General features: G+C 63.5%; 20 protein-coding genes. 4 read left to right on the forward strand and 16 right to left on the reverse strand.

Features of this window, described 5'->3' with window-relative positions; genetic code table 11:
- Nucleotides 1–62: 62 nt before the first annotated feature.
- The 5 genes from E3T27_RS07025 to E3T27_RS07045 are packed head-to-tail and all read right to left on the reverse strand — an operon-like array spanning nucleotide 63 to nucleotide 6,047.
- A complete protein-coding gene (locus E3T27_RS07025; RefSeq protein WP_134572054.1) occupies nucleotides 63–2,042 on the reverse strand; it encodes an HAD family hydrolase in 1,980 nt (659 codons plus the stop codon).
- Complete coding sequence (locus E3T27_RS07030) at nucleotides 2,043–3,110, reverse strand: ABC transporter ATP-binding protein (protein WP_134572055.1); 1,068 nt, start codon at nucleotides 3,108–3,110, stop codon at nucleotides 2,043–2,045. It abuts the gene before it with no gap.
- Nucleotides 3,107–3,973 carry an ABC transporter permease gene (locus E3T27_RS07035; RefSeq protein WP_134572056.1) on the reverse strand — a complete coding sequence of 289 codons (867 nt, stop codon included), beginning with the start codon at nucleotides 3,971–3,973 and terminating at the stop codon, nucleotides 3,107–3,109. The genes E3T27_RS07030 and E3T27_RS07035 overlap by 4 nt, the downstream gene beginning before the upstream one ends.
- The gene (locus E3T27_RS07040; RefSeq protein WP_134572057.1) at nucleotides 3,970–4,911 is read right to left on the reverse strand and encodes an ABC transporter permease; all 942 of its coding nucleotides are present in this window, start codon (nucleotides 4,909–4,911) and stop codon (nucleotides 3,970–3,972) included. Before E3T27_RS07040 ends, E3T27_RS07035 begins: the two co-directional genes overlap by 4 nt.
- Entirely contained in the window at nucleotides 4,908–6,047 is a 1,140-nt protein-coding gene (locus E3T27_RS07045; RefSeq protein WP_134572058.1) for an extracellular solute-binding protein, read from the reverse strand. The genes E3T27_RS07040 and E3T27_RS07045 overlap by 4 nt, the downstream gene beginning before the upstream one ends.
- 291 nt (nucleotides 6,048–6,338) lie before the next feature.
- Here E3T27_RS07045 and E3T27_RS07050 point away from each other — a divergent pair, with 291 nt between their 5' ends.
- Entirely contained in the window at nucleotides 6,339–7,070 is a 732-nt protein-coding gene (locus E3T27_RS07050) for a GntR family transcriptional regulator (protein WP_166786133.1), read from the forward strand.
- A 62-nt stretch (nucleotides 7,071–7,132) separates the two neighbouring features.
- On the opposite strand, the gene E3T27_RS07055 is transcribed toward E3T27_RS07050, so the two are convergent.
- The 3 genes from E3T27_RS07055 to E3T27_RS07065 form a co-directional block, all read right to left on the reverse strand.
- The gene (locus tag E3T27_RS07055) at nucleotides 7,133–8,107 is read right to left on the reverse strand and encodes a carbohydrate ABC transporter permease (RefSeq protein ID WP_092340405.1); all 975 of its coding nucleotides are present in this window, start codon (nucleotides 8,105–8,107) and stop codon (nucleotides 7,133–7,135) included.
- Nucleotides 8,104–9,237 (reverse strand): carbohydrate ABC transporter permease, encoded by a 1,134-nt coding sequence (locus E3T27_RS07060; RefSeq protein WP_134572060.1) that lies wholly within the window; start codon nucleotides 9,235–9,237, stop codon nucleotides 8,104–8,106. The genes E3T27_RS07055 and E3T27_RS07060 overlap by 4 nt, the downstream gene beginning before the upstream one ends.
- A 151-nt stretch (nucleotides 9,238–9,388) precedes the next feature.
- Nucleotides 9,389–10,708 (reverse strand): ABC transporter substrate-binding protein, encoded by a 1,320-nt coding sequence (locus E3T27_RS07065; protein ID WP_134572061.1) that lies wholly within the window; start codon nucleotides 10,706–10,708, stop codon nucleotides 9,389–9,391.
- 330 nt (nucleotides 10,709–11,038) lie between these two features.
- On the opposite strand from E3T27_RS07065, the gene E3T27_RS07070 reads away from it, so the two are divergent.
- Nucleotides 11,039–12,067, forward strand: a complete 1,029-nt coding sequence (locus E3T27_RS07070) for a LacI family DNA-binding transcriptional regulator (protein WP_134572062.1) — start codon at nucleotides 11,039–11,041, stop codon at nucleotides 12,065–12,067.
- A 174-nt stretch (nucleotides 12,068–12,241) separates the two neighbouring features.
- Here the strand turns inward: E3T27_RS07070 and rplL are convergent, their stop codons facing one another.
- From rplL to E3T27_RS07095, 5 genes are all read right to left on the reverse strand, one after another.
- Nucleotides 12,242–12,625 (reverse strand): 50S ribosomal protein L7/L12, encoded by a 384-nt coding sequence (rplL, locus tag E3T27_RS07075; RefSeq protein WP_104192488.1) that lies wholly within the window; start codon nucleotides 12,623–12,625, stop codon nucleotides 12,242–12,244.
- Between the two features lie 54 nt (nucleotides 12,626–12,679).
- Nucleotides 12,680–13,195 (reverse strand): 50S ribosomal protein L10, encoded by a 516-nt coding sequence (gene rplJ, locus E3T27_RS07080; RefSeq protein ID WP_104083138.1) that lies wholly within the window; start codon nucleotides 13,193–13,195, stop codon nucleotides 12,680–12,682.
- Between the two features lie 421 nt (nucleotides 13,196–13,616).
- Complete coding sequence (locus E3T27_RS07085; protein WP_134572063.1) at nucleotides 13,617–15,155, reverse strand: sensor histidine kinase; 1,539 nt, start codon at nucleotides 15,153–15,155, stop codon at nucleotides 13,617–13,619.
- Entirely contained in the window at nucleotides 15,152–15,898 is a 747-nt protein-coding gene (locus E3T27_RS07090) for a response regulator transcription factor (RefSeq protein WP_134572064.1), read from the reverse strand. Before E3T27_RS07090 ends, E3T27_RS07085 begins: the two co-directional genes overlap by 4 nt.
- A 67-nt stretch (nucleotides 15,899–15,965) precedes the next feature.
- Nucleotides 15,966–17,090, reverse strand: a complete 1,125-nt coding sequence (locus E3T27_RS07095; RefSeq protein WP_134572065.1) for a hypothetical protein — start codon at nucleotides 17,088–17,090, stop codon at nucleotides 15,966–15,968.
- 193 nt (nucleotides 17,091–17,283) lie between these two features.
- Here E3T27_RS07095 and E3T27_RS07100 point away from each other — a divergent pair, with 193 nt between their 5' ends.
- Entirely contained in the window at nucleotides 17,284–17,961 is a 678-nt protein-coding gene (locus E3T27_RS07100; protein WP_369831137.1) for a YqaJ viral recombinase family protein, read from the forward strand.
- Between the two features lie 74 nt (nucleotides 17,962–18,035).
- Nucleotides 18,036–19,013, forward strand: coding sequence for an NADP-dependent oxidoreductase (locus E3T27_RS07105; RefSeq protein WP_241992161.1), 978 nt, complete (start codon nucleotides 18,036–18,038; stop codon nucleotides 19,011–19,013).
- 22 nt (nucleotides 19,014–19,035) lie between these two features.
- Here the strand turns inward: E3T27_RS07105 and E3T27_RS07110 are convergent, their stop codons facing one another.
- From E3T27_RS07110 to E3T27_RS07120, 3 genes are read right to left on the reverse strand one after another with little or no spacing between them, the layout of a single operon-like run.
- Nucleotides 19,036–19,692, reverse strand: a complete 657-nt coding sequence (locus E3T27_RS07110; protein WP_134572066.1) for a signal peptidase I — start codon at nucleotides 19,690–19,692, stop codon at nucleotides 19,036–19,038.
- Nucleotides 19,689–20,423 carry an LPXTG cell wall anchor domain-containing protein gene (locus E3T27_RS07115; RefSeq protein ID WP_104196832.1) on the reverse strand — a complete coding sequence of 245 codons (735 nt, stop codon included), beginning with the start codon at nucleotides 20,421–20,423 and terminating at the stop codon, nucleotides 19,689–19,691. The genes E3T27_RS07110 and E3T27_RS07115 overlap by 4 nt, the downstream gene beginning before the upstream one ends.
- The gene (locus tag E3T27_RS07120) at nucleotides 20,420–21,652 is read right to left on the reverse strand and encodes a fibronectin type III domain-containing protein (RefSeq protein WP_166786134.1); all 1,233 of its coding nucleotides are present in this window, start codon (nucleotides 21,650–21,652) and stop codon (nucleotides 20,420–20,422) included. Before E3T27_RS07120 ends, E3T27_RS07115 begins: the two co-directional genes overlap by 4 nt.
- Between the last annotated feature and the right edge of the window lie 104 nt (nucleotides 21,653–21,756).

The raw sequence follows: 21,756 nt of genomic DNA on the forward strand, positions 1-21,756 counted from the left end.
TAGGTGTAGCAGCAGAGACTACCCGGTGAGGCGGATGTCCCCATTCGGCACGGGACCCTCCGTCACCTCCACGCTAACCGGGCCACGACAGCTGCGTGGTCGGTCGGCCACGCATTCTCCAGGTGGTGGCCCAGAATATCTGCGTCCAGGCCGACACGGCGCTTTCCGGTGGCGCTGAGTCTCGGGGGTGCCGCGCTCTTTATCTCAGAAGCGACGGTGAACGCCTCTAAAGCACGCGCCCCGCGGCTATAGATAAAGTCAATCCGGTCTCGAGGCTCCTCATCAGCCGGAATGATAGGGGACCACGTGTGTCCGGGCGCGGCATCAACATCGGGATGAATGACTCGAAATGCATCGGCGTACCCTGCGACCTCGAGCATGCGTGAGGCGGGCCACTCGACGCTGTTCGTGCGGTGCCCCGGCTTCCAGTCCAGATGCGAGGGCACGTTGAAATCGCCCATGACGAGAATTGGGTCCTGTACAGACACGATGCCCTCACTTTCGAGCCGACCCTGCTCCGACAAGATTTCCGCGAGCTGCGCTGTGCGCCGGCGTTCGCCTCGGCTCGCGAGGGTATAGCGCGCAGGAATACCTGCATCGTCGGCAGTGTATGGGCCGTAGTCCGCATGCCACAGGTGCACAGACCACACCGTGACGGCGCCGTTCGGTGTGAAAACGGTGGCACAGGTAGCGAACGAATCAGTCTCGGTGTGATGAAGCGACACGGGATACGGGCTGATCACCGCTGTGTCATGACCCTGTTGAGCGATATTCCAACCCAACGCTGCCGCCAACTGACGGCCATGAGCTCCGAAACACTCCTGCAGGGCCACGATCGAGTAGGGAAATTCTTGAAGGTAGGCGACTTGCTTGGCGTGCCCGTCGTTGGAGTGACATCCCCCGAACCAGAGATTCCAGGTCATGGCAGCCACGCCCTGCTCCGGCATTTTTGGAGAGAGCACAGCGGGCGCGGCAATTTTTGACGCTGCCGCCTGCGCCACGAGCACATTGGTCCGCACCGTGAATTCACCGGTGCGCCCATTCCACTCCGGCACTAATCCATCCGTCACCAGCAGAAAGCGATAGGTCCCGTCCGGGAGGTGCGCCAAATCCATTGATAAAGGTTCCCTATCGGTCAGCGCGGAAGCCGCTGCCACGGGTGGGCTTTCCGGCAGTTCGTTCCACCGACAGTCTTTCTGCGCATAAACCTGCACACGCGCCGCTTGTTCGGTTGAATACATGCACTGCACAGTCAGAGTCGAAGTCGCCGCGTCGAAGGAGCCGACGGCGACGGCAGACTGCTCGAGATGCGTGGGCGTCTCCCGCTCCACAACTTGGGCCCACGCGACGAGTTCTTCGTCGAGCAGAGTGTTGTGCCGCACATGGCAGCCGAGGACCACTGCTGGGTCAGCATTGACACCGACGACGAGCAGGCCGGCGCTCGTGGCAGCCAACGCCCCCACCGCTGAGTCTTCGAAGGCGACGGCCGTCTCGGCGTTTACCGAGGGATCGAGTTCTCGTAGTTTGCGCAGGGCAGCCACGTAGAGATCGGGAGCTGGCTTGGCCGCCGACACCTCATCCCGGGCGACAGAACAGGTGATCAAGGTGTGCACACCGATACGTTCTAGAATCTGATCGAGCAGCGCACGCGGGCTGTTCGATGCGACCGCGACGGGAAACCGCGCCGCCAGTTCACTCACTATGGCCACGGCTCCCGGCATCGCGATCGCCTCCTGGGCGACCAGCGCGTGAAATTCTTCGGACAGTGATTTCACCAATTCACCCACCACGGGAGCTGGAAGCCCGGCGACCTCGAAAATCGTCACGAGCTGCGCGGCCACGTCATCTATCGCGCCACCACGAAACCTGGCCAAATCGCCCAGGGTGGTGCCGTGCGCGTTCGCGCAGGCATCGACAGCGCGAAGCCACAGATCCTCGGTGTCGGCGAGCAGTCCGTCGCAATCAAAGATAATCGCGGATGCTGCGCCCGGCAGCAGGCTCACGCTCACGTCGAGGCGGGTGTTGAGAAATTGCGCTTGCATTTATGCCTCCACTCGAAGTGCCGGGCGCCCCGTGAGGCGAACCCGGACTCTCAGGCCAATCGGTAACTCGGTGACGCTGGCCGAAGGAACGTCGACCTTGATCTCGGAACTTCCGCGACTAATGCTGCCGTCGATTTTGGCCGTGATGCGAGTGGTGGCACCTCGGTAAACGTGGGAAACGATGTGGGCACATCCGCGGTCGTCCTCCTCGAACATGAGCGATTCGGGCCGCACATAGAGCAAATCATGGTCGCCCTCACGCAGAGGCACCCAATGATCGGGGATGGCGGCGCCGCGCGCGACGGCGAGTTGGTTTGTAGTGCCGACAAAACGAGCAACGAAATCAGTACTCGGTTGGTCGTAGAGAACTCCCGGCTGGTCGATCTGTTCGATGCCACCGCCCCGCATGACCGCGACCCGATCGGCCATCGCCAGCGCTTCATCCTGGTCATGAGTGACGAAGAGCATTGTGATTCCGAGACGCAGCTGCAGGTTGCGAATCTCCTCCCGAAGCGAAGAACGCACCTTGGCATCGAGCGCCGACAGCGGTTCATCGAGGAGCAGTACCCGGGGCTCAATCGCAAGGGCTCGTGCCAGTGCGACGCGCTGTTGCTGCCCGCCGGAGAGCTGGGCTGGAAACCGGTCTGCGTAACCGGGCAGCCCGACCAGATCGAGCAGAGAGGTGAGTTTCGCTACCCGCCTGGACTTAACTTCGCGTCGCACGACGAGCCCGAACGACACGTTGTCGGCCACACTGAGGTTGGGAAACAGGCTGTAGGACTGAGACACCATGCCGATGCCGCGACGGTGGGCCGGAACCCGCAATACATCGCGCCCATCCACTGTGAGGGTACCGCTCGACGCGGTCTCGAACCCAGCGAGAATACGCAGTGCTGTTGATTTTCCGCAGCCAGAAGGGCCGAGCAGCGCGACGAATTCCCCGGGTTCGACGGTGAGGTCAAGGCCAGTGAGCACGGTGGTGTCACCAAACTTCTTGCTCACCGCGGTGTACTCGATACGCGCCGCCGTTGTACTTCGGGGGTGAGCGGTTGTTGCTGTGAGCGTCACGATTCGTGTCCTTTCAAGGCCAGGGCGCGCGCAGGGGCTGCCCGTCCGGCGAGTACTGTCATGGCGATCAATAAGGCCCAGGTGAGGGCGTTGATGAGGAGGGACATGGAAATGGAAGCGCGAAAGTTGGAGCCGGCGATTTGGGTGAGCCAGACCGGCAGGGTTCGATAGCCCAGCGTCACCGCCATCGTGAATTCACCCAGGCACAGGGCTATGCAGAAAAACGCAGAGAAGATCACCGGCCCCTTGATATTGGGCAGGATGACGCGTCGGAGCACCGTGGCGCCGCTCGCACCGAGCGAATGTGCACTCTCGACCAGGGTGCGCAGGTCAATGGTGCGCAGACCAGCGTCGAGCGATCGAAAGACGAACGGCAAGGTCAAGACAATGTAGCTGCCGACCAGAACGACGGGCAGGTCGGGGTTTTGAAGCAGCTGGCTGGTCTGAGCTGGCAGAGAACCGCGACCGAAACCGGCCATGCTGCGCAACACCGTGACCAACCCGGCCGCTAGGGCGATTGACGGTACGACGAGAGGGATCGTGCAGACGATCTCGATAATGGGACGCCACCGTGGCGCCCGAAGGTGGAGATAGACCATGGTCGGAACCATCAGGGCCAGCAACCCCACAACGGTCAGAACAGTTATGAGCAGCGTCAGCGATAGCGCACCGGGAAACCCCGGGTCGCGCACCGATTCTAGATACGGCTCAAAAGTGAACCCGGCCGTGGGCACGTAGATACTGAAGGCGAAAGCGCACAGCATGGGCACCGCAATGTAGAGCGCCATCAGGATGAGCAAAGCCCAGCTGAGCCCCGGCGCCACGACACGGACACCCCGAGCCGCGCGCGTTTTCCGACTCACTTGAACCACTTGAGACTCCGTTTCTGCAGGGGCATGTAGATGAGCAAGACGATTAGGGCTACGACGATCATGTTGACACCCAGCGCCATGGCGACATTCTCCTGGCCAGCCAGGTTGCCACCGGCCAGTCCACTGTCGATGCGCAGGCTGATGAGGGGCACTCCGCCGCCGCCGATCAGGGCCGCCGCCGACGCGTGGGTCGCAAACGATGCCCCGAAGAGCAGGACGAAGCCGCTCAGAATCGCTGGCGTGGTGATAGGCAAGGCGATCTTCTTCCAGAACTGCCAGCTGGTTGCCCCCACGGAGGCGGCCGCTTCCTTCCATTCCACGCGCAGGCCGGCCAGGGTGGGGAGAACAACCATGACCATGGTCGGTATCAGAAAATACTGATACATCAGGATGAGTCCGCCGCTGCTGTAGAGGGTGAAGCCCAGGTCTGTGAGCGACAAAAGTCCGGTGATGATGCCCGCGTTGCCGACCGCTGCAATAAAGGAGAAAGCGAGAGGAACGCCACCGGAATTGGCCAGTACGCTCGTGAGCACGGTGACCACAGCGGTGAGTTTCCTGGAGCGCGTAGTGAGAATGGCCTGCGCGAGGGCCAGTCCCACGATGCCGCCGACCAGCGCCGCGATCACGCTAATCTGCAGGCTGTTCTGCATTGCGTCCCAGGATGCGCCCCGAAAACTGGCCGCAAAGTTGGCCAGGCTGGGCACGTAGTTTCCCGGCTCGTTCACGTCGGCCACCCGGAACGCCGACAGCACGATGCCGCAGACCGGTACGCCCAAAAAAAGCACGATGAAGACAAGGAACGGGATGAGTCCCCAGAAGGAAGCGGTCCGGCGTTCGGCCCGGGCACGCAACGAATGAATGCGATATATCGCCCGCTCGATCGCACCGGGGGCTGAGGGGGAGTTGCGCGTGGCCACCGTGGCGGTCACGAGGCGACCGCTGCGTCCCACTTCTCAGCGAGGAGCAGGTTGGCGGAGCTGCGCTGGGCTTCAGACGGAAGCTCGAATCCATTCACCACTTTCGGGAGCTTGTCGGCCGCAGCCGTGTCGACAGCACCGGACTGGATTAGGGCATCGAATCGCACGGGTCGGGTATAGCCATTGAGCAGGATGTTCTGGCCCTCATCGGAGTACATGAACTCGATCCATAGGCGGGCAGCAGCGGGGTGGGGAGCGTCCGCGTTGATTGACGCGGCGTAGTAGGACGCCATGGTGCCATCGGTCGGGATGACAACCTGAAAATCGACACCAGCCGCGGCAGTGTCATCGGCCACGGCCAAATTGAGGTAATCCCAGTTGATGATGATGGGGGTTTCACCGGTTTCCAGGGTGCCGGCGTTGGCCTCGACGGGAATGAGGATGCCGCGCGCCGACAACTCCGCCATGAACTCGATACCGGGCTGGATGTCGTCGAGACTGCCCCCCATCGCCATGGCTGCGGCCCAGACTGCGTTGAAGCCAGACTCGCCCTGGGCGGGATTTCCGGTGAGGGCGACCTTGCCGACGTACTGCGGGTCATCGAGTTGGGCGAATGAGGTCGGACACACCGCGACTGCGGCCGCGTCACACCCGATGGTGACGTAGCCGCCGTACTGGTTCGTCCACATGCCCTCGGCATCGGTGAGTGACGGGTCAATGTCAGCGATCGTCGCGGGACGATATTCAGCCAGGAGTCCCTCGGCACTTGCGCTGTTGGCGAAGGAAACTCCAGTGTCGAGGTAGTCCAGGGATCGGCTCTGGCCGACGCGGTTCTTGATCGCGTTCACCTGGTCCTGACTGGAACCGGCAGAGGTGTCGTTGTCCACCTCGATACCGTAGGTGGCCGTGAATTCCTCGATCAAGACGCCGTAATTCGCCCAGTCCGGATATAGGCCCATGACGTTCAGAGTTCCTTCAGCCTGCGCAGCGCTCACGAGACTGTCCAACCCACCGCCGGTCTCGACGGAGGTCGCGGCCGCCCAGTCGACGTCCGCGGCAGCGTCGGTGGAGGTACTTGTACAACCAGACAGGCCGAGTGCGCTGACAAGCAGGACTGCGGGCAGGTAACGGCGGCGCGACGTGTTCATGGAAATCCTCTTCAGCCAGAATGATCGTGTACGAGTGGGTCGCCGACGGAGACTCCCAAGGCAAAAGGTCATCGTTCATTCGACTTATCTAGTGAACTTTGATCGTTGACGATTGAAGTTCACTAGATAAGTTTGGCCGGGATGGGTAAATTAGGTGACGAAAAGGTAAACGCTCGGTGAACCCCCCAAGCGTGAGGCCGGTCCGGTCACGCCACCTTGCGGTGACGCAATACTTTGGAAGGTGAACCAGGCCGGGCTGTCGAAGCCAGGCCGCACACAGTGAGGTTGGGCGTGGCAAGGTATCACGACATCGCAGAAGCCATTCGAGGCGCAATTACGCGGGGGCTTTACGCACGCGGGAGTCAACTGCCCAGCGAACGTGTGCTCTCCGAAGAATTTGCCGTTGCCCCCGGTACTATCCGGCAGGCGCTGGGCGAGCTCGAAACCGAGGGAGTTCTAGCCTCCCGTCGCGGCAGTCGGCGCACCGTCATCGGTGAGCCCCGGTCGGCGGTGACGTTTGAAGAGTTTCGGAGTTTTGCCCAATGGGCCTCGTCGCGCGGGCGCGTACCGGCCGGCCAGGTCATCTCGGGGGTGTGGCAGAACGCTTCACCGCTCGATCGTGAGGCACTTCGGTTGCCGATCGCTGCTCGCGTGTTCTGTGTCGTGCGGGTTCGCCTGCTCGACGGCGATGCCATCATGGTGGAGCGCACCCGGTACCGGGATTCGGTCGGCGCCGAGGTGGAGCGGATTCCGTCCGACTGCCCATCGGTGACTGCCTGGCTCGCAGCAACGGCCAAAATCACCTTCTCCCGCGCGGAGCATCAGTTTTCCGCCTGCCCCGCAGGAGCGGAAGATGCCCGGCTGCTCGATGTGCGCCGCGGATCCCCGATGCTCATGCATAAACGGATGAGTTTCAGCCGCGACGGCGTGCCGCTGGAGTGGTCGGTCGACCGCTACGTCGCCGACACGATCAGCCTCGTGGTCGATAACTCCCTCAACGCCAACGCCTTGCGCTGGAAATGACTGCGGGAGCCAGCGTGCCAGAGGGGCCCCGGCATCTATTCACCGGAGCGCCACCGGCTCGGCTAGCCCTTGGTCGACCCGGCGAGCAGTCCGCGTACGAAGAAGCGTTGCAGGGAGAAGAACACGATCAGCGGAACCAGAATGGACAGGAAGGCACCGGCCGTGAGCAGATGCCAGTCTTGACCGCGGGCACCGGAGAGTTCGGCGAGCAGTTTGGTCATTGGGGCGACCGCGCCGTCCGCGAAGATCAGTGCCACCAGCAGGTCGTTCCAGACCCAGAGAAACTGAAAGATGGCGATCGACGCGATGGCCGGCATGGTCAGCGGCAGCACGATGCGAAAGAAGATCTGCCCGTGGCCGGCGCCGTCGACCCTGGCCGCTTCAATGACCTCGCTCGGTATCTCCGAGACGAAGTTGTGCAGCAGGTAGATGGCCAGGGGAAGAGCGAACATGGTGTGCGCGATCCACACTTGCGAATAGCCGCTGCCCGGGTTGAGCGCCGCGACGACCGGAAACCCGAAAACCGTGCCGCCGGAAAAGAACTGCAGCAATGGCACGAGGGCCATCTGAATCGGCACGATCTGCAACGCAAAAACGCCGATGAACATGGCGTTCTTGCCCCGAAAGTCAATCCAGGCGAAGGCGTAGGCGGCGAGGCTGGCAATCATCAACGGGATGAGCGTGGCCGGCAGGGTGATCGCGATCGAGTTGATGAATGCCCCGGCCAGATTGAGCTGGCTGTTGCCCGCGGCCAGAGCCGTCGTGTAATTGTCAAAGGTGACCCCGGTGTTGGTGAAAATAGTCCACCAACCGGTGGTGCGCACCTGCTGGGCCGGCCGGAAGGACGACACCAATAGTCCCAGCGTGGGGATAGACCACAGCACCGCGATGATGAGCGCCCCAATGGTCGCCCCGCGGCTGGTGAGCCGTTTTTTGGTATTGCGGGCGATGGGCGACTCCATCCGGCGAACGCCGCGTCGGAGTCGCCGCGTGGTCTGGGCGTCCACGGGAAGTCTTACGGGCATGACGGAGCTCATCGGATTTCCCTCTGCTTCTTGATCTGGCGGGCGTTGTAGATGACGATCGGCAGCACCAGCAGAAACAGCACCAGGGCGAAGGCGGCTGAACGGCCCTGCTCGAAGTTCTTGAACTGGGTGTACATCTCGTTGGCCACGACGCTGGTCTCGTTTGATCCGGCCGTGGTGGTGCGCACAATGTCGAAGACCTTGAGCGAAACAATAGAAATTGTTGTCAGAACGACTACGAGGGCGCTGCGGATGCCGGGAACGGTCACGTTCACGAACTGCTCCCAGGCGTTGGTGCCATCGAGTTCGGCCGCCTCCATTTGCTCGGTCGGTACGCCCTTGATGGCGGCGGACAGCACCACCATGGCGAACCCGGTCTGTACCCAGATGAGAATCACGATGAGAAACAGGGTATTGAACGGGGACACCGAGAGAAAGTCGACCGGCTGCCCGCCGAACATGACCACGAGTTGGTTCAGCAGGCCGATCTGCTCCTGGTCGGCCGGGCGGGCCGTGTAGACGAAGCGCCAAATAATGGATGCTCCCACCAGGGAGATGGCCATCGGCATGAAGACCAGAATCTTGAAGTACTTCTCACCGCGGCTCTTATCGATGAACACCGCGTACGCGAGCCCGGCGATGGTCGAGATGGTCGGAACGATCAGCACCCAGACAACGGTGTTGAGCACGATGCGCACGTTCTCGGGCTGGGTGAAGATCCAGGCGAAGTTGTCCAGGCCAACGAACCGGTCACCGCGAGCGCTCATGAAGGCCTGCACCGTGGTTTGAATGGTCGGAATGACCAGGCCGATGCCGAGCAGGATAATAGCCGGGGCGAGAAAACCGACCAGCTGGAACAGGTAGCCAGCACCCTTGCGCGCGCGGTAGTCGATATAGAAGAAGCCGAGTCCTAAGGCACCGGCCCCAATGATGGCCCACGTGTAGGAGTTGGCAACCAGCAAGATCAGCAGTGGTGCCAGAACGCAGACGGCAAGACGAATGATCGTGTAGATCCGGCCAGAGCGTGGCGCGATCTCGACAAAAAATAAGATGGCACCCACGACGACACCGAAAGCCAGGATGATGATGGGGACTTGTGCCAGCGCTGGTAATTGCGCCAGCCAGGAGAAGAAAGCGGACATCTGAAACCTTTCGAGTACGACAGTAAATCCTGGTGTTCGCTGACAACCGGTGAAACCGTATCGATAACGCACACCTGCCACGCACGGTGTGCCGCCCGGTATTCGAAGCGGACGGCACACCGTTTTCATGCCTGAGTAATGGCTGCTTCAGTTAGTTGGAGGGCCAGCCCGCTTCGATGCTCGTGAGCACCTCGTCGGTCGGTGTGCCGTTGATCCAACTGACCATGCCCTTCCAGAAGGTTCCCGATCCCACAGCGCCCGGCATCAGGTCGGAACCGTCAAAGCGGAAGGTGGTTTTCGGGTCCTGCAGGATAGTGATTGCTTCCTGCAGAATGGGACTCGTTGCCTTGGATGCGTCGAGGCCCTTGTTCGCGCTGATCACGCCGCCGAGACCGACCCGGCTGTTAGCCCAGTCAGCGCTCGAGAGGTATTCCAGCACCTTCTGGGTGTCGGCGTCATCGGAGAAAGCGCCGACGATCTCACCTCCACCGGTGACTGCCTGGCCACCGGCCTTGACCGAGGGAGTGATGAAGGCCCAGACGTCGGCGTCCGGTCCGACTGTTCCGCCGGCGTCCGTGATGAATCCGTCGAAGAAAGAGGCCTGGTGGGTCAGTGCGCAGGTGCCGTTGGCGACGGGGGTGGCCACGTCTCCGAACGGGGTGCTGTTGATCGACTTGACGTCGCCATAGGTGGCGTTGACGTAGTCGGGGTTGAGCAGAATTTCACCGAGGGAATCAAATGCACCCTTGATGGCCGGGTCGGTAAAGGGGATCTCGTTGGCAATCCACTTGTCGTAGGTCTCGGCGCCGGCCTCGCGCAGCACGAGGTCTTCGACCCAGTCGGTGCCGGGCCAGCCGGTGGCGTCACCGGAGCCGAAGCCGGCGCACCAGGGAGCCGCGCCGGTCTTTTCCTGGATGGTCTTGGTAACGGCGAGTAATTCGTCCCAGGTCGTGGGAACTTCAACGCCCCACTCCGTGAATTTCGCCGGCGAGTACCAGACGAAACCCTTGATACTGGCCATCAGCGGCGCGCCGTACAGCGTGTCGTCCACGGTGCCGTAGGCCTTCCAGTCGGCCGACCAGTTCTTGTCGACATTAGCCGCGACGGCGTCGGGTGCTGGCTTGAGGAAATTGCGGGACGCGAGGTCCTTCATCAGCCCGGGCTGCGGGAAGATCGCGATGTCGGGAGCGTTACCACCCTGCGCGCGGATAGAGATCTGGGATTCGAATTCCTTCGACTGTTCGTATTGAATGTCGATCTTGTTGTCTTTCTCCCACCCGGCCCAGGACTCTTCGAGGAGCTCGGCTTCGGTGTCGGCGATCGTGCCGTAGACGGTGACGACGCCATCGCCCTCGGCGCCCGAGTCGGCGGTGGTGGCGCCCGGTCCGCCGGAACAACCAGCCAGTGCCAGACCAGCTATCGCCGCCATGGCGATTGGTGCTGTAATTCGACGGTGCAGGGAAGGCCGCATCTTATTTCTCCTCTTTGAGTGGTGCCGGATCAGGTTGTGCACGTGTGAACTGTGAATAGAGCTGGCGTCACCGAGGTGGGGACCAACCGTTGGGACAGGTCTTTTGATCGAATCTCGGGAACCGGTTCCAGACCATAAATTACGTTACCCTCGGGGGGATAGCAAGTGCGGGAATATAACAAAATGGCAAAGATCAGAGCCGTATCGTGGAGCGATATCAAAGTTTAGCGGCTGCGTCGCAGGAGAATCAAGGAATATCATGGAACCGATTCCATGCCGGGCAAACGCACGCTAGGGTGTGAGAAGCAGTCACCACAGACGGAGGCACAGATGAGCGCGATCGCCGATGTCGCGCGCCTCGCCGGAGTGGCCAAAGCCACGGCCAGCCGTGCGCTGAGTGGTCGTGGCTATGTCTCCACGGAGACCCGAGCGAAGGTCATCGCTGCTGCCCGGCAAATTGGGTACGTCGCTTCACCGAACGCCGCAAGTCTCGTGACCGGCCGCACCCAGAGTGTCGGCGTGATCATCCCGTACATCAGCCGCTGGTTTTTCGGGGAGGTCCTGGAAAGCCTGGAATTAGCCTTGCTCGAACACGGCTACGACATGACGCTCTACAATCTTCCGCCTGCTTCCCCGGAGCGCGACCGGGTCTTTGAGTTCTTCCTGGCCCGCAAACGATTCGACGGCATTATCTCGGTCTGCGTCGCACTCAGCGAGCAGGAGGTCGACCAGCTGCATCGCCTTCGCCGCCCCCTCGTCGGCATCGGTGGGCCTATCCGCGGCGTGGCCACAATCGAGATCGACGACGTCGCCGCCGCGCGACTCGCCACCGAACATCTGCTCAGTCTCGGGCATCGCGACATCGTGCACGTGGGTGGCAGCCAGGCCGACGAGATGGACTTCGAGGTGCACAGTAATCGCCTGCGCGGCTTTGAGGCCGCGATGACGGAAGCCGGCCTGCCGGTCAGCGGATGCTTCTACTCCTCTGATTTCACCATGCCCGGTGGGTACGCCAAGGGCCTGGCCATTCTCGGAGATCCTCGCCGTCGTCCTACCGCGATCTTCGCAGCCAGTGACGAGATTGCCTTCGGGCTGATTCTCGCGGCCCGCGAGCTGGGTATCCGGGTACCCACCGAACTCAGCGTCATTGGCATCGACGGACATCCGCACTCCGAGATGTTTCGTCTCACCACCCTCGCGCAGCATCCGCGCACCCAGGGCCAACTCGCAGTGCGCACGCTTCTGGACGGACTCGCCAGCGGGAGCAGCATCGGCGCATCGGCCGTTTTGCCCACCAGCCTGGTCATCCGATCGAGCACCAGTGCGCCGCGCGCGCTTCGCGCCTTGCGGGCCGAATAACAACCGGAACAAGCCACGGAATCCGCAATCGACCGGGAACCAATCACCATGAATGAATGACGGCGGGTACGACAAAGGGGGCGCCGTCTCCTTACGGAAATGACGCCCCCTGCGCAATGATCGGCACGAAGCCGGTCGGCTACGCCTCAATCAGAGCCCCTCACGGAGCCCAGATTACTTGAGGGTAACGGTGGCGCCGGCCTCTTCGAGCGAAGCCTTGGCCTTGTCGGCAGCGTCCTTGGCAACGCCCTCGAGGACGGCCTTCGGCGCGCCATCGACAACGGCCTTGGCCTCGCCGAGGCCCAGGCTGGTGAGCTCGCGCACAACCTTGATGACCTGGATCTTCTTGTCGCCGACGGCGTCAAGGATGACGTCGAATGCAGTCTGCTCTTCAACCTCTTCAGCAGCAGCGGCGGGGCCAGCGGCTCCGGCAGCGGCGACGGGAGCGGCTGCGGTGACCTCGAAGGTCTCCTCGAACGCCTTGACGAACTCGGAGAGCTCGATGAGGGTCAGGCCCTTGAACTGCTCAAGCAGGTCTTCAGTGGAAAGCTTTGCCATGATGTACTCCTTTTAGTTTCTTAAAAATTCGTGAACCGTGAACCAGGCAAATGCCTAGTTCGCGGACTCCTGCTTCTCACGCAGCGCGTCGATGGTGCGAACAGCCTTCGACAGCGGTGCCTGGAAGAGATAAGCGGCTCCGAACAGCGATGCCTTGAAGGCGCCGGCCAGCTTGGCCAGCAGCACCTCGCGGGACTCGAGGTCGGCAAGCTTGCCAACCTCCGCTGCGGTGAGCGGATTACCGTCAAAGTAACCGCCCTTTACCACCAGGAGAGGGTTTGCCTTGGTAAAGGCACGCAGGGTCTTCGCGACGGCGACGGGGTCTCCGTGCACGAAGGCGATAGCGGACGGACCGACAAGTTCCTCGTCGAACGAGGTGATGCCGGCCTTGTTGGCCGCAATCTTGGTGAGCGTGTTCTTTACCACGGCGTACGTGGCGTCCTCACTGATGGACGTACGCAGGCTCTTGAGCTGCGCAACAGTGAGACCGCGGTACTCGGTGAGCAGAACGGCGGTCGAGCTCTGGAATTTCTCCGTAAGCTCGGCGACCGTTGCTTCCTTGTTCGCCATGGTGCTCCTCATTAATAATCATGTGCCGGGTAGCCCGGGGCGCAGACATGAAAAAAGCTCCAGCGCAGGGCGCCGGAGCTTGGGCAACAATCTGAAAGACTGTAACTGAACTTCGAACACCTGCGCGGGCCGTTCACGTGAATGAACCTTCGTCTGCACTTCTGTCTTTCAACATGGCGCAGCAACCGGCGGTCTGTGGCTAGATTTCAGCATAGGCGAGCGTCTAGCACTGTGCAAATCGAAGAGGATGGCACATGGTTGACATCGCGAGCCTCTCGGTGGGTATCGCCATATTCAGCACCTCAGCTGAACACTCCCGACTGACCCCCGTCAGGCCAGGTCGTCAGGCCAGGTCGTCAGGCCAGCTCGTCAGGCCAGCGCGTCAGGCCAGCGCGTCAGGCCAGCGCGTCAGGCCAGCGCGTCAGGCCATGGGCAGCGAGACGCGGAAGGTGGTCTGGCCGGGACGGCTGTCGACGGTGGCCTCGCCGTGGTGCGCGGCGACGACCGCGGCCACGATGGCCAAACCGAGGCCGGTACTTCCGGTACTCGGCGTGCCCGCGGCGTTGGCGGCGCGAAAACGCGAGCTGTCACCGCGGGCAAAACGCTCGAACAGGGTGACTGAAAGCTCCTCGGGAATGCCGGGACCGTCATCCGTTACTGATATCACTGCGCGTTCGTCGTGCTCGTCGAGCGCGACCAGAACAGTGGTGCCAGCATTGGTGTGCACCCGGGCGTTGGCGAGCAGGTTGGCGATCACCTGGCGCAGGCGCGATTCGTCGCCAATCGCCTCGAGGGGTTCGTCGGGCAGGTCGAGGTTCCAGACGTGATCGCGGCCGGCGGCGTGGGCATCGCTGACGGCGTCGACGAGCAGCATGGTGAGATCGACTGGCTGCATGTCGAGCTCCCGGCCTTCGTCGAGGCGGGCGAGCAACAGCAGGTCTTCGACTATCCCCGTCATGCGCACCGACTCCGACTCGATGCGACCGAGTGCGTGCATCGCGTCGGGCGGCAATTCCTGGCCGCTGCGCCGGGTGAGTTCGGAGTAACCACGAATAGAGGCCAACGGCGTGCGCAATTCGTGGCTCGCGTCGGCGACGAACTGGCGCACTTTGCGCTCGCTGGCCTGCCGCGCTTCCAGGGCGCGGTTGACATGGTCGAGCATGCGATTGAGCGCCGAGCCGACCCGGCCCACCTCGGTGCGCGGGTCGGTGTCCCCCGCCGGAACCCGATCATCGAGGGACACCTCGCCGCGGTCGAGGGACAGCTGCGCCACCCGAGTGGCCGTCGCTGTCATGCGTTGAAGGGGACGCAGGGCCAGCCGCACCACCCAAGCGGCAATGACGGCGACCATGACAAGCCCCGCGAGTGAGACCAGGCCAACGATCACAGCCAGCTGGGCTGCGGTGGCCGCCACTCCGGTCAGGGGCAAACCGACCAGATAGAGCGTGCCGGAGCGGGACGTCTCAACCTGCACCCGATAGTCACCGAGCTCACCGCCGAGATCGACGGTTACTGGCGCCAACTGGTTGACGTGGTCGGCGAGAAGCTGCACCTGCTGGGTGGTGAGCGCTTCGATCACGCCGCTGCGATCGTCGGTATAGCCGGTAGTGATGGTGGATTTGTCGTAGACCAGCGCGAGCAGACCGGGCGGCTGGGCGGGTCCGCTGAGAATGCTGTCGGCCGTCGGCGTGCCAAAGTAGCGGCTCCCCGGCAGGTCACCGGAACGATCGCCGTCGTTGTCACCGACACCGCCTAACGCAACGCCCGATCGGTCAACGGCGGAGGCCAGCTGCACGTCGAGGCGGTCAAGCAGGGAGGCGCGCAAAATAACCACGCTCACCACGCCGATCGTGAGGCTCACGAGCGCGAGCAGCCCGACCACGGTGAGCACGAGACGCCGCTGCAGAGTCCAGGGCGAGCGGTGTCGGCTGAGGCGGCGCGGCATCCGCTGCTTAGTCATACCGTCTTCAGCATGTAGCCGGCGCCGCGCACCGTGTGGATCATCGGCTCCCGGCCGGCATCGATCTTCTTGCGCAGGTAAGAAATGTAGATCTCGACAACGCTCGACTTGCCGCCGAAGTCGTAGCTCCAGACCCGGTCGAGAATTTGCGCCTTGCTGAGTACCCGGCGCGGGTTACGCATGAGAAAACGCAGCAGTTCGAATTCGGTCGCGGTCAGTTCGATGGCTTCGCCATCGCGGAACACTTCATAGCTGTCTTCGTCGAGGGTGAGGTCGCCGACGTTGATGCGGGGGTCGGTTGAGTCAGCAACGGCGAGGGTGGAGCGGCGAATAAGGCCGCGCAGCCGAGCAACGACTTCCTCGAGGCTGAAGGGTTTGGTGACGTAATCGTCGCCGCCGGCGGTGAGCCCCGCGATGCGGTCGTCGAGCGAGTCCTTGGCGGTGAGAAAGAGCACGGGAGTCTCGTAGCCGTCGGCGCGCACCCGCTGCAGCACCTGCAGGCCATCGATGTCGGGCAGCATGATGTCGAGCACGATGGCGTCCGGCCGAAATTCGCGGGCGATGGTCAGCGCCTGACGGCCTTCGCTGGCAGTGCGCACCTCCCAACCTTCGTAGCGCAGGGCCATTGAGAGCAGATCGGTGAGCGTGGGCTCGTCGTCAACGACCAGAACCCGGATGGCGCTGCCGTCGGCCTTGGTCAGGCGCGGGCCGTGGCCGGTATGGGTGCTCTCACGCGTGCTCATTCTGATGAGTATCCGGCAGTTGCCTATGAACGCGCTATGAGTGCACCGTCGGATGCCTGTGGCCCGATTAGCCGTTCAGGGCAGCCAGCAAGGCCGGCGCGGGCACGAACGCCGCGCTGGCGAAGAGTCGCTGGCAGCCGTCAAGCTCGACCTGGATCGGACTGCCCAGCCGGGTGCCGGCGCGCTGGGGCCAGAGCAAGGCGAATCGGGTGAGGTCGGCCGTGCACTCGGGGGCGGGCAGAGCGGATGCTGCGGCCGGAAGCAGCGCTGCGGCATCCGCTGAAAGGGTGGTCGCGTTTTCGAAGGTGCCGAACTGCAGGCTAAGCATGGGGCTTAGCGCGTTGTCGCTGAATTCCATGCCGTCAACGTCCCTGAGCTCCCTGGGCTCGGATTCGGCGGCCGGGTCCACCGTGTAGAAGCAGACGCTCGCGCCGTCGACGCCGTCGTAGGACACGATCTCTGCCGGGGGCACGGGAACCGGCAGGATGTTTTCGCCGACCTCACCGGTGGTGGCGTTCGTCTGCAAGCCGGTGACGCCGAACTGCAGCGATTGCTCAGGCGTGCCCGCGCTCATGACGCAGCCGGCGTCGAGGGCCGGGCGGGTGATCTCCAGCACGAGTGGCAGCTTTACCGTGTCGGTCAGCGCGAGCTTCTCGAGCGCTTTCCACGTCGCCCGCTTGGTCTTGCCGCAGGCGGTGCTCGGCCAGGCCGCCCGCATCGCCTCACCCGTAGCGTTTTCAAGCCAGAGTTCCGGCACGATCTCCATATCGGCCGTGCAGGCCTGATTGAACCCGGCCTGGTCGCTGGGTTCGGCGAGCGCCGACAGTAGCGGGCCCAAGTCTCCGGTGCGGGTCTCGACCGTCACGGCTGCCCAGCGGCCCTGGTCGTCGTCGACGCTGCCGGACAAAGTACAGAGGTACGCGGCGACCGGTTCAAAGTCGGCCGGAACCATGCCCGGCTCCGGGGCGTCGGGGTGCGTGGCCGTCAGATCGGTTTGGGGCAAAGCGCCTTCCCGGAAAACCATCCAGTTGTTCTTGAGGTTGGGCGCCTGGCAGTCGACGTCGGCGACGAGTTGCGCCACTGGAGTGCCAGTCGCAGCCGGGTAGCCGGGGAGGCCGGCGCATCCGCTGAGCAGCAGGGCCAACGTGACGGCCCCGGCGAGTGTGAATCGAACGGGAAGCTGCTGCGCCATCTGTCCCCCCGATTGGTTGCCGTCGTCTCAGGCTAGCGAACCCAGGTCTCGTCGCGATAACAATTCTCACGGCAGCGGATGCGAGGCTGCGGCTGGGCAGACGGGCCTGGCGTCGGCCGCACATGCGGCCGGCAATCAGACCGCGCCCGTGGCGGTGGCGCGCCGACCGGCCCCGCGGGCACACAATAGAGGAGTGCCGAATTCCACGCTGTCCCTCTTCGACCTGGACCAGCCTTTGGCGCACCCCGCTGTATTCGCTGTACTGGCGGCAGCGGAACGGCCACCAGCACCGGCGCCGCACACTCTGCGCATCGTCGCCGACTCGACCGACCGGGTGGCTTGGCTGCGCGCGCGTAACCAGGGCATCACCGCAACGGATGTCGCCAAATTGTCGACCCCGAAATCCATCGTGAACGCCGCGCACGACAAAATGCACGGTACGAGCTTCTCCGGAAACAGCTACACCGACCATGGTCGCGCCCGAGAACCCGTCATCGCCGCATGGGTGTTGGAGAACTACGGCATCGAGCCGAGCACCAATCTGTTTCGGTCGCTCGGGCATCCGCGGCACCTCGCCACCCCCGATGGCGTCGGCGTTGTAGCCGGCGGCGACCTGCACCTGGCTGAGATCAAGACCACGAGCAAGCCGTGGCGCAGCATTCCGCGCAGCTATCTGCGGCAGGTGTGGTGGCAGCAGTATGTGCTCGGTGCCGACCGCACCCTGCTGGTCTGGGAAGAGCACCTGGATTTCGTACCGGTGGCGGCCGTGCCCGAATGTCGCTGGATCGAGCGGGACGAGGACCAGATCGCCATTCTGGTCGGACTCGCCAATGCCCTGATCGACAATCTCGACGAGCAGGCCCGCCGCTAGTCTCCCTCTTTTTGCGGACGGGGCCCGGGCCCCGTCCGCAGTGCAGGGGCGGAGAATGCAGCAGAATGGGGAGCATGGCTCCTGAATTCGAACTGCCGCAGACCATGCGCGCTCTGGTTATCGACGAGACCGGCGCCCCCGAAGTGTTGCACCTGGCCGATCGGATGCTGCCACGCCAGATCGTCGACGAGGTACTCGTCAAGGTCATCGCGGCCGGCCTCAACCCGATCGACGCCAAGACGCGCTCCGGCACGGGTGTCGCGGCCGCCATCGAGAGTTACCCGGCCATTCTCGGTAACGATTTCAGCGGAGTCGTCGTGCGCGCTGCCTTTGAGGCCGCGCCACTCCAGCCGGGCGATGCCGTCTACGGCATGGGCCGGGTTCCGCGCATCGGCGGCAGCTTCGCCGAGTACGTCTCGGTGTCAAGCCTGAGCGTCACCCGCAAACCGGCCCGACTCAGTCACGCCGAGGCGGCCGCGGTTCCCCTCGCGGCTCTGACCGCATGGGGCGTGGTCAAGCTGGCCGGAGCCGCCCCCGGGCAGCGCATGCTCGTGCACGCCGCCAGCGGCGGCGTCGGCCACTTCGCAGTGCAGTTCGCCCGGGTTCTCGGCGCCCACGTGACCGCCACGGCATCGACCCGCAACCTCGACTTTCTGCGCGAGCTCGGCGCCGACGAGGTCATCGACTACACGACAACGCGCTTCGAAGACGTGGTCCACGACCTCGACTCGGTCATCGACCTCATTGGCAACGTGCACGACAATACCGGCACCCGTTCCCTCGCTGTGCTGCGCCCCGACGGCCTGCTCGTGAACGCGCCGACCGGCAGCTGGCCGACCTTGGCAGCGGATGCCGCAGCAGCAGGACGACGCGCAACCGGTTTCAAGGTGTCTCCCGACGCACGCGTGCTCGACGAAATCTCGGCACTGCTCGACGCGGGGATCGTACGGGTGCACGTCGACTCGGTGTTCGACCTCGCCGACGGTGCCGCGGCCCATCGGCTGCTCGAGGAGGGTCACGCCCGCGGCAAGATCGTGCTGCGCGTGTCCTAACGGTCAAGCGATTGACCGGCCATCACGAGCGCTCAGCCGCGCCTTCCCTCGTCGCGCCCGGCTGGCTGGTATCGACTGCCCGCGAGCGAGTTCGTCTGCGATCAAGCACACCTCCGGCGACCATGAATCCGGCGTAGCCGAAAAGCGCGACGGTCAGCACGGGGATGATCCAAGCCCGGTTTGCCCCGTTGAGCACGTTGTTCACGTAGCCGACATAGGGCACCGCGTACCAGAGCCGGCCCTGAACCTGCTCGGCCAGCACCGGATCGTCGTCGGGCGCGCTGTTGTTGTCACCCTGCACGATAAAAGAACGCGATCCGTCTGAGCTCGACGTGATCGAGATGATGCGGTGCGTCACGACCTTGGCATCATTCGACACCATTTGATAAGTGACGACGTCGCCGATGCGCAGCGCCTCGGCGGCGACCGGGCGCACGATGACCAGAGTGCCCGGTGGAAGCCCCGGCTCCATAGAGCTGGTCAGCACGGTCAGCGGGGTCGCGCCGGTCATTTTGGGAATCACCACGAGCAGCACCCCGAGACCGACGACGAGCAGGAGCAGGGCCGCGCTGAGCGCCAACCCGAGGTACCGCCAGATGCTGCTCTCGGGGGGAGCGGGCGAGGCGGCTGCAAATTCCTGGGGTCGGTCGACAGACGCGAGTGTCTGATGTCCGGTCACGGCTCGCGCCGACGCCGAGTGACGAGGAGCCCGCCGACACCGAGCATCAGCCCTCCGCCGATGAGCGCGGGAATGGGCAGGTCGACACCGGTGCGCGGCAGGGCAACCGACCCGAGCGGCGCCGCCAGCCCTGCCCCTGCCACTGCTGGGATCAGCACGCCGTCGTCGGCGCACGCCGAAGGCCCAAACGGTCCGGCCTCTTCATCGCGCAGGGCGACCAGGATTCCCAGGTCGGTGCTCGTGTTTTGGGCGGTCAGCCCGGTCACGTTCATCATCTCGATGGTGAGCGCAACTCGCAGGGTTGCTCCGGCGGCGAGCGGCAAGGCCGGCGTGAGTACCACACAGTCCTCACCGCCCCGCAGAGGAACGGTCGTCACGATGTGGGACGCGACGTCGTGGACGCTCAGGGTGAGGTATTCCGTCAGATCAGCGGATGCCCCACCCGGCTCGCGCAGGCTCAGCCGCACGTTCGCGGGTGCGTCGCTCGGGTTCTGAATCCACAGCTCCGACCGCATCGACCCGCCAGGAATCAGCGTGCCGAAGGAGTCGAACAGCCCGGCAGGCAGGCTGCCGGCAAAATGCACTCCGTCGCTGCTGACCCGCACGTCGGTTGCTGCCCCGCGGTTGGCCGTGTCGTTCAGCGCAGCACGCGCAGGAGTGGCGACCCCAGTAATCGCGAGGAACAGCAGCACGCCGGCTGCCAAGCGCGCTCCGATCAGGTATCCGCTCATGGTGCCACCTCGACCAAGGTGAATTGCTGGTTGTCCTGGATGGGAATCGTGGTGTCGCAGGGCTGCATGGTGAGCGCGGTACCCGAAGCGCCCGATTGCATACAGTGTTTACTTACCTGCATGCCGCGAATCTGAACCGCCCCGGTCGAGTCATCAACGCTGATGAGAGCGAAGTGTCGCTCCAATCTCTGTGCTCCGCCATCTTCGACGCTCAGTGTCACGTCGGACGAGCCCTGCTTCTTAGCCCTGGAATCCCACACCCTGGCGTTCGTTTTCGCGTTGACCGTGTAGGCGCCTTCTGCATCCGCGACGAAGCGAAAGCTCGATGATGAGGCCGTCGAGCACAGCGTCGTTGCAAGAACCCTGCCTTCTTCTTGCGGAGCTGCGGCATCGACGCAGCTCCCGGCTGCGGTAACGACGTGATACCAGGTATTCGGCGCCGGCACCTTTCTATCCGTCGTGACAGCGAGCACGTTCGAGGCTGCCAGACGGTTGTCGTCGCCATCCACTGAATACACCGTGTAACCGTAGGCAGTATTTGCCATCAGGCCCGTGTCCGTGAAGGTGGTTGCGGTCTGCGCCGACGATACTGCCGTACTACCTCGATACAGCTGGTATCGCGTCACGGATTTATCGTCGGGTGCATCCCAGCTCAACGAGATAGAGCTGGCCGTCTTCTTGACCGCCGCCAGCGACCGCGGCGCGGTGTCGGCCACCTTCTGCACGATTAATAAGGTCGTCACCGGTGAGGTCCAGTTGTCGGCACGCCCTTGCAGATCCATTCGCGCCGTCATCGTCGTACCGGGCGCGTTCCCAGCGGCCGCGCTGGTGATCGAAGTCTGCACGCAATAGCGCGCCGAAGCCCCCGGCGCCAAAGAGCCACTGAGCGTGAGTCCACTCGCCCAGGTGCTGCTTCGCGTGCCGGTCGACGGCGTCGAAGCGCAGGTATCGGTCGCGTCAATCGCCCAGGTGCGCACGGTGATCGCCTCGGCGAACGAGGCCGGGGTAGACGAGGCTGAGCCGAGCACCAAACTGTAGCTGGCTGGCACACCTTCGTTGGATACCATAATGAGCTTCGTGGTCGAGAGGGCGGTAGACGTGTACGTCGTCGCGAGCTCGGCAAACCCCGTCTGGCTGATCGTCACCGCGCCCGACCGAACGGATGCCGTGGGATGGACCGCCGCGGCGGTCCAGATGGCCTGGGCAATTCCAGAGCCTGAGAGGGTCAAAAAGACAGCGCTCGCGATCGTGAGGGCTGACCGCGTAGCGGGCCAGCGAGGCCGGGATGCGTGTCGGTGAACAGTCGGGCGCCTTGTTCTTCGTCGCAGGGAAC

It is taken from the genome of Cryobacterium lyxosi (assembly GCF_004403345.1).
GTDB lineage: Bacteria > Actinomycetota > Actinomycetes > Actinomycetales > Microbacteriaceae > Cryobacterium > Cryobacterium lyxosi.

Coding starts and splice junctions, on each gene's coding strand:
- E3T27_RS07025 (WP_134572054.1), bottom strand. CDS start 2,042: ATGCAAGCGCAATTTCTCAACACCCGCCTCGACGTGAGCGTGAGCCTG.
- rplJ (WP_104083138.1), bottom strand. CDS start 13,195: ATGGCGAACAAGGAAGCAACGGTCGCCGAGCTTACGGAGAAATTCCAG.
- E3T27_RS07115 (WP_104196832.1), bottom strand. CDS start 20,423: ATGAGCGGATACCTGATCGGAGCGCGCTTGGCAGCCGGCGTGCTGCTG.
- E3T27_RS07070 (WP_134572062.1), top strand. CDS start 11,039: ATGAGCGCGATCGCCGATGTCGCGCGCCTCGCCGGAGTGGCCAAAGCC.
- E3T27_RS07045 (WP_134572058.1), bottom strand. CDS start 6,047: ATGAACACGTCGCGCCGCCGTTACCTGCCCGCAGTCCTGCTTGTCAGC.
- E3T27_RS07105 (WP_241992161.1), top strand. CDS start 18,036: ATGGCTCCTGAATTCGAACTGCCGCAGACCATGCGCGCTCTGGTTATC.
- E3T27_RS07060 (WP_134572060.1), bottom strand. CDS start 9,237: ATGTCCGCTTTCTTCTCCTGGCTGGCGCAATTACCAGCGCTGGCACAA.
- E3T27_RS07065 (WP_134572061.1), bottom strand. CDS start 10,708: ATGCGGCCTTCCCTGCACCGTCGAATTACAGCACCAATCGCCATGGCG.
- E3T27_RS07055 (WP_092340405.1), bottom strand. CDS start 8,107: ATGAGCTCCGTCATGCCCGTAAGACTTCCCGTGGACGCCCAGACCACG.
- rplL (WP_104192488.1), bottom strand. CDS start 12,625: ATGGCAAAGCTTTCCACTGAAGACCTGCTTGAGCAGTTCAAGGGCCTG.
- E3T27_RS07085 (WP_134572063.1), bottom strand. CDS start 15,155: ATGACTAAGCAGCGGATGCCGCGCCGCCTCAGCCGACACCGCTCGCCC.
- E3T27_RS07090 (WP_134572064.1), bottom strand. CDS start 15,898: ATGAGCACGCGTGAGAGCACCCATACCGGCCACGGCCCGCGCCTGACC.
- E3T27_RS07095 (WP_134572065.1), bottom strand. CDS start 17,090: ATGGCGCAGCAGCTTCCCGTTCGATTCACACTCGCCGGGGCCGTCACG.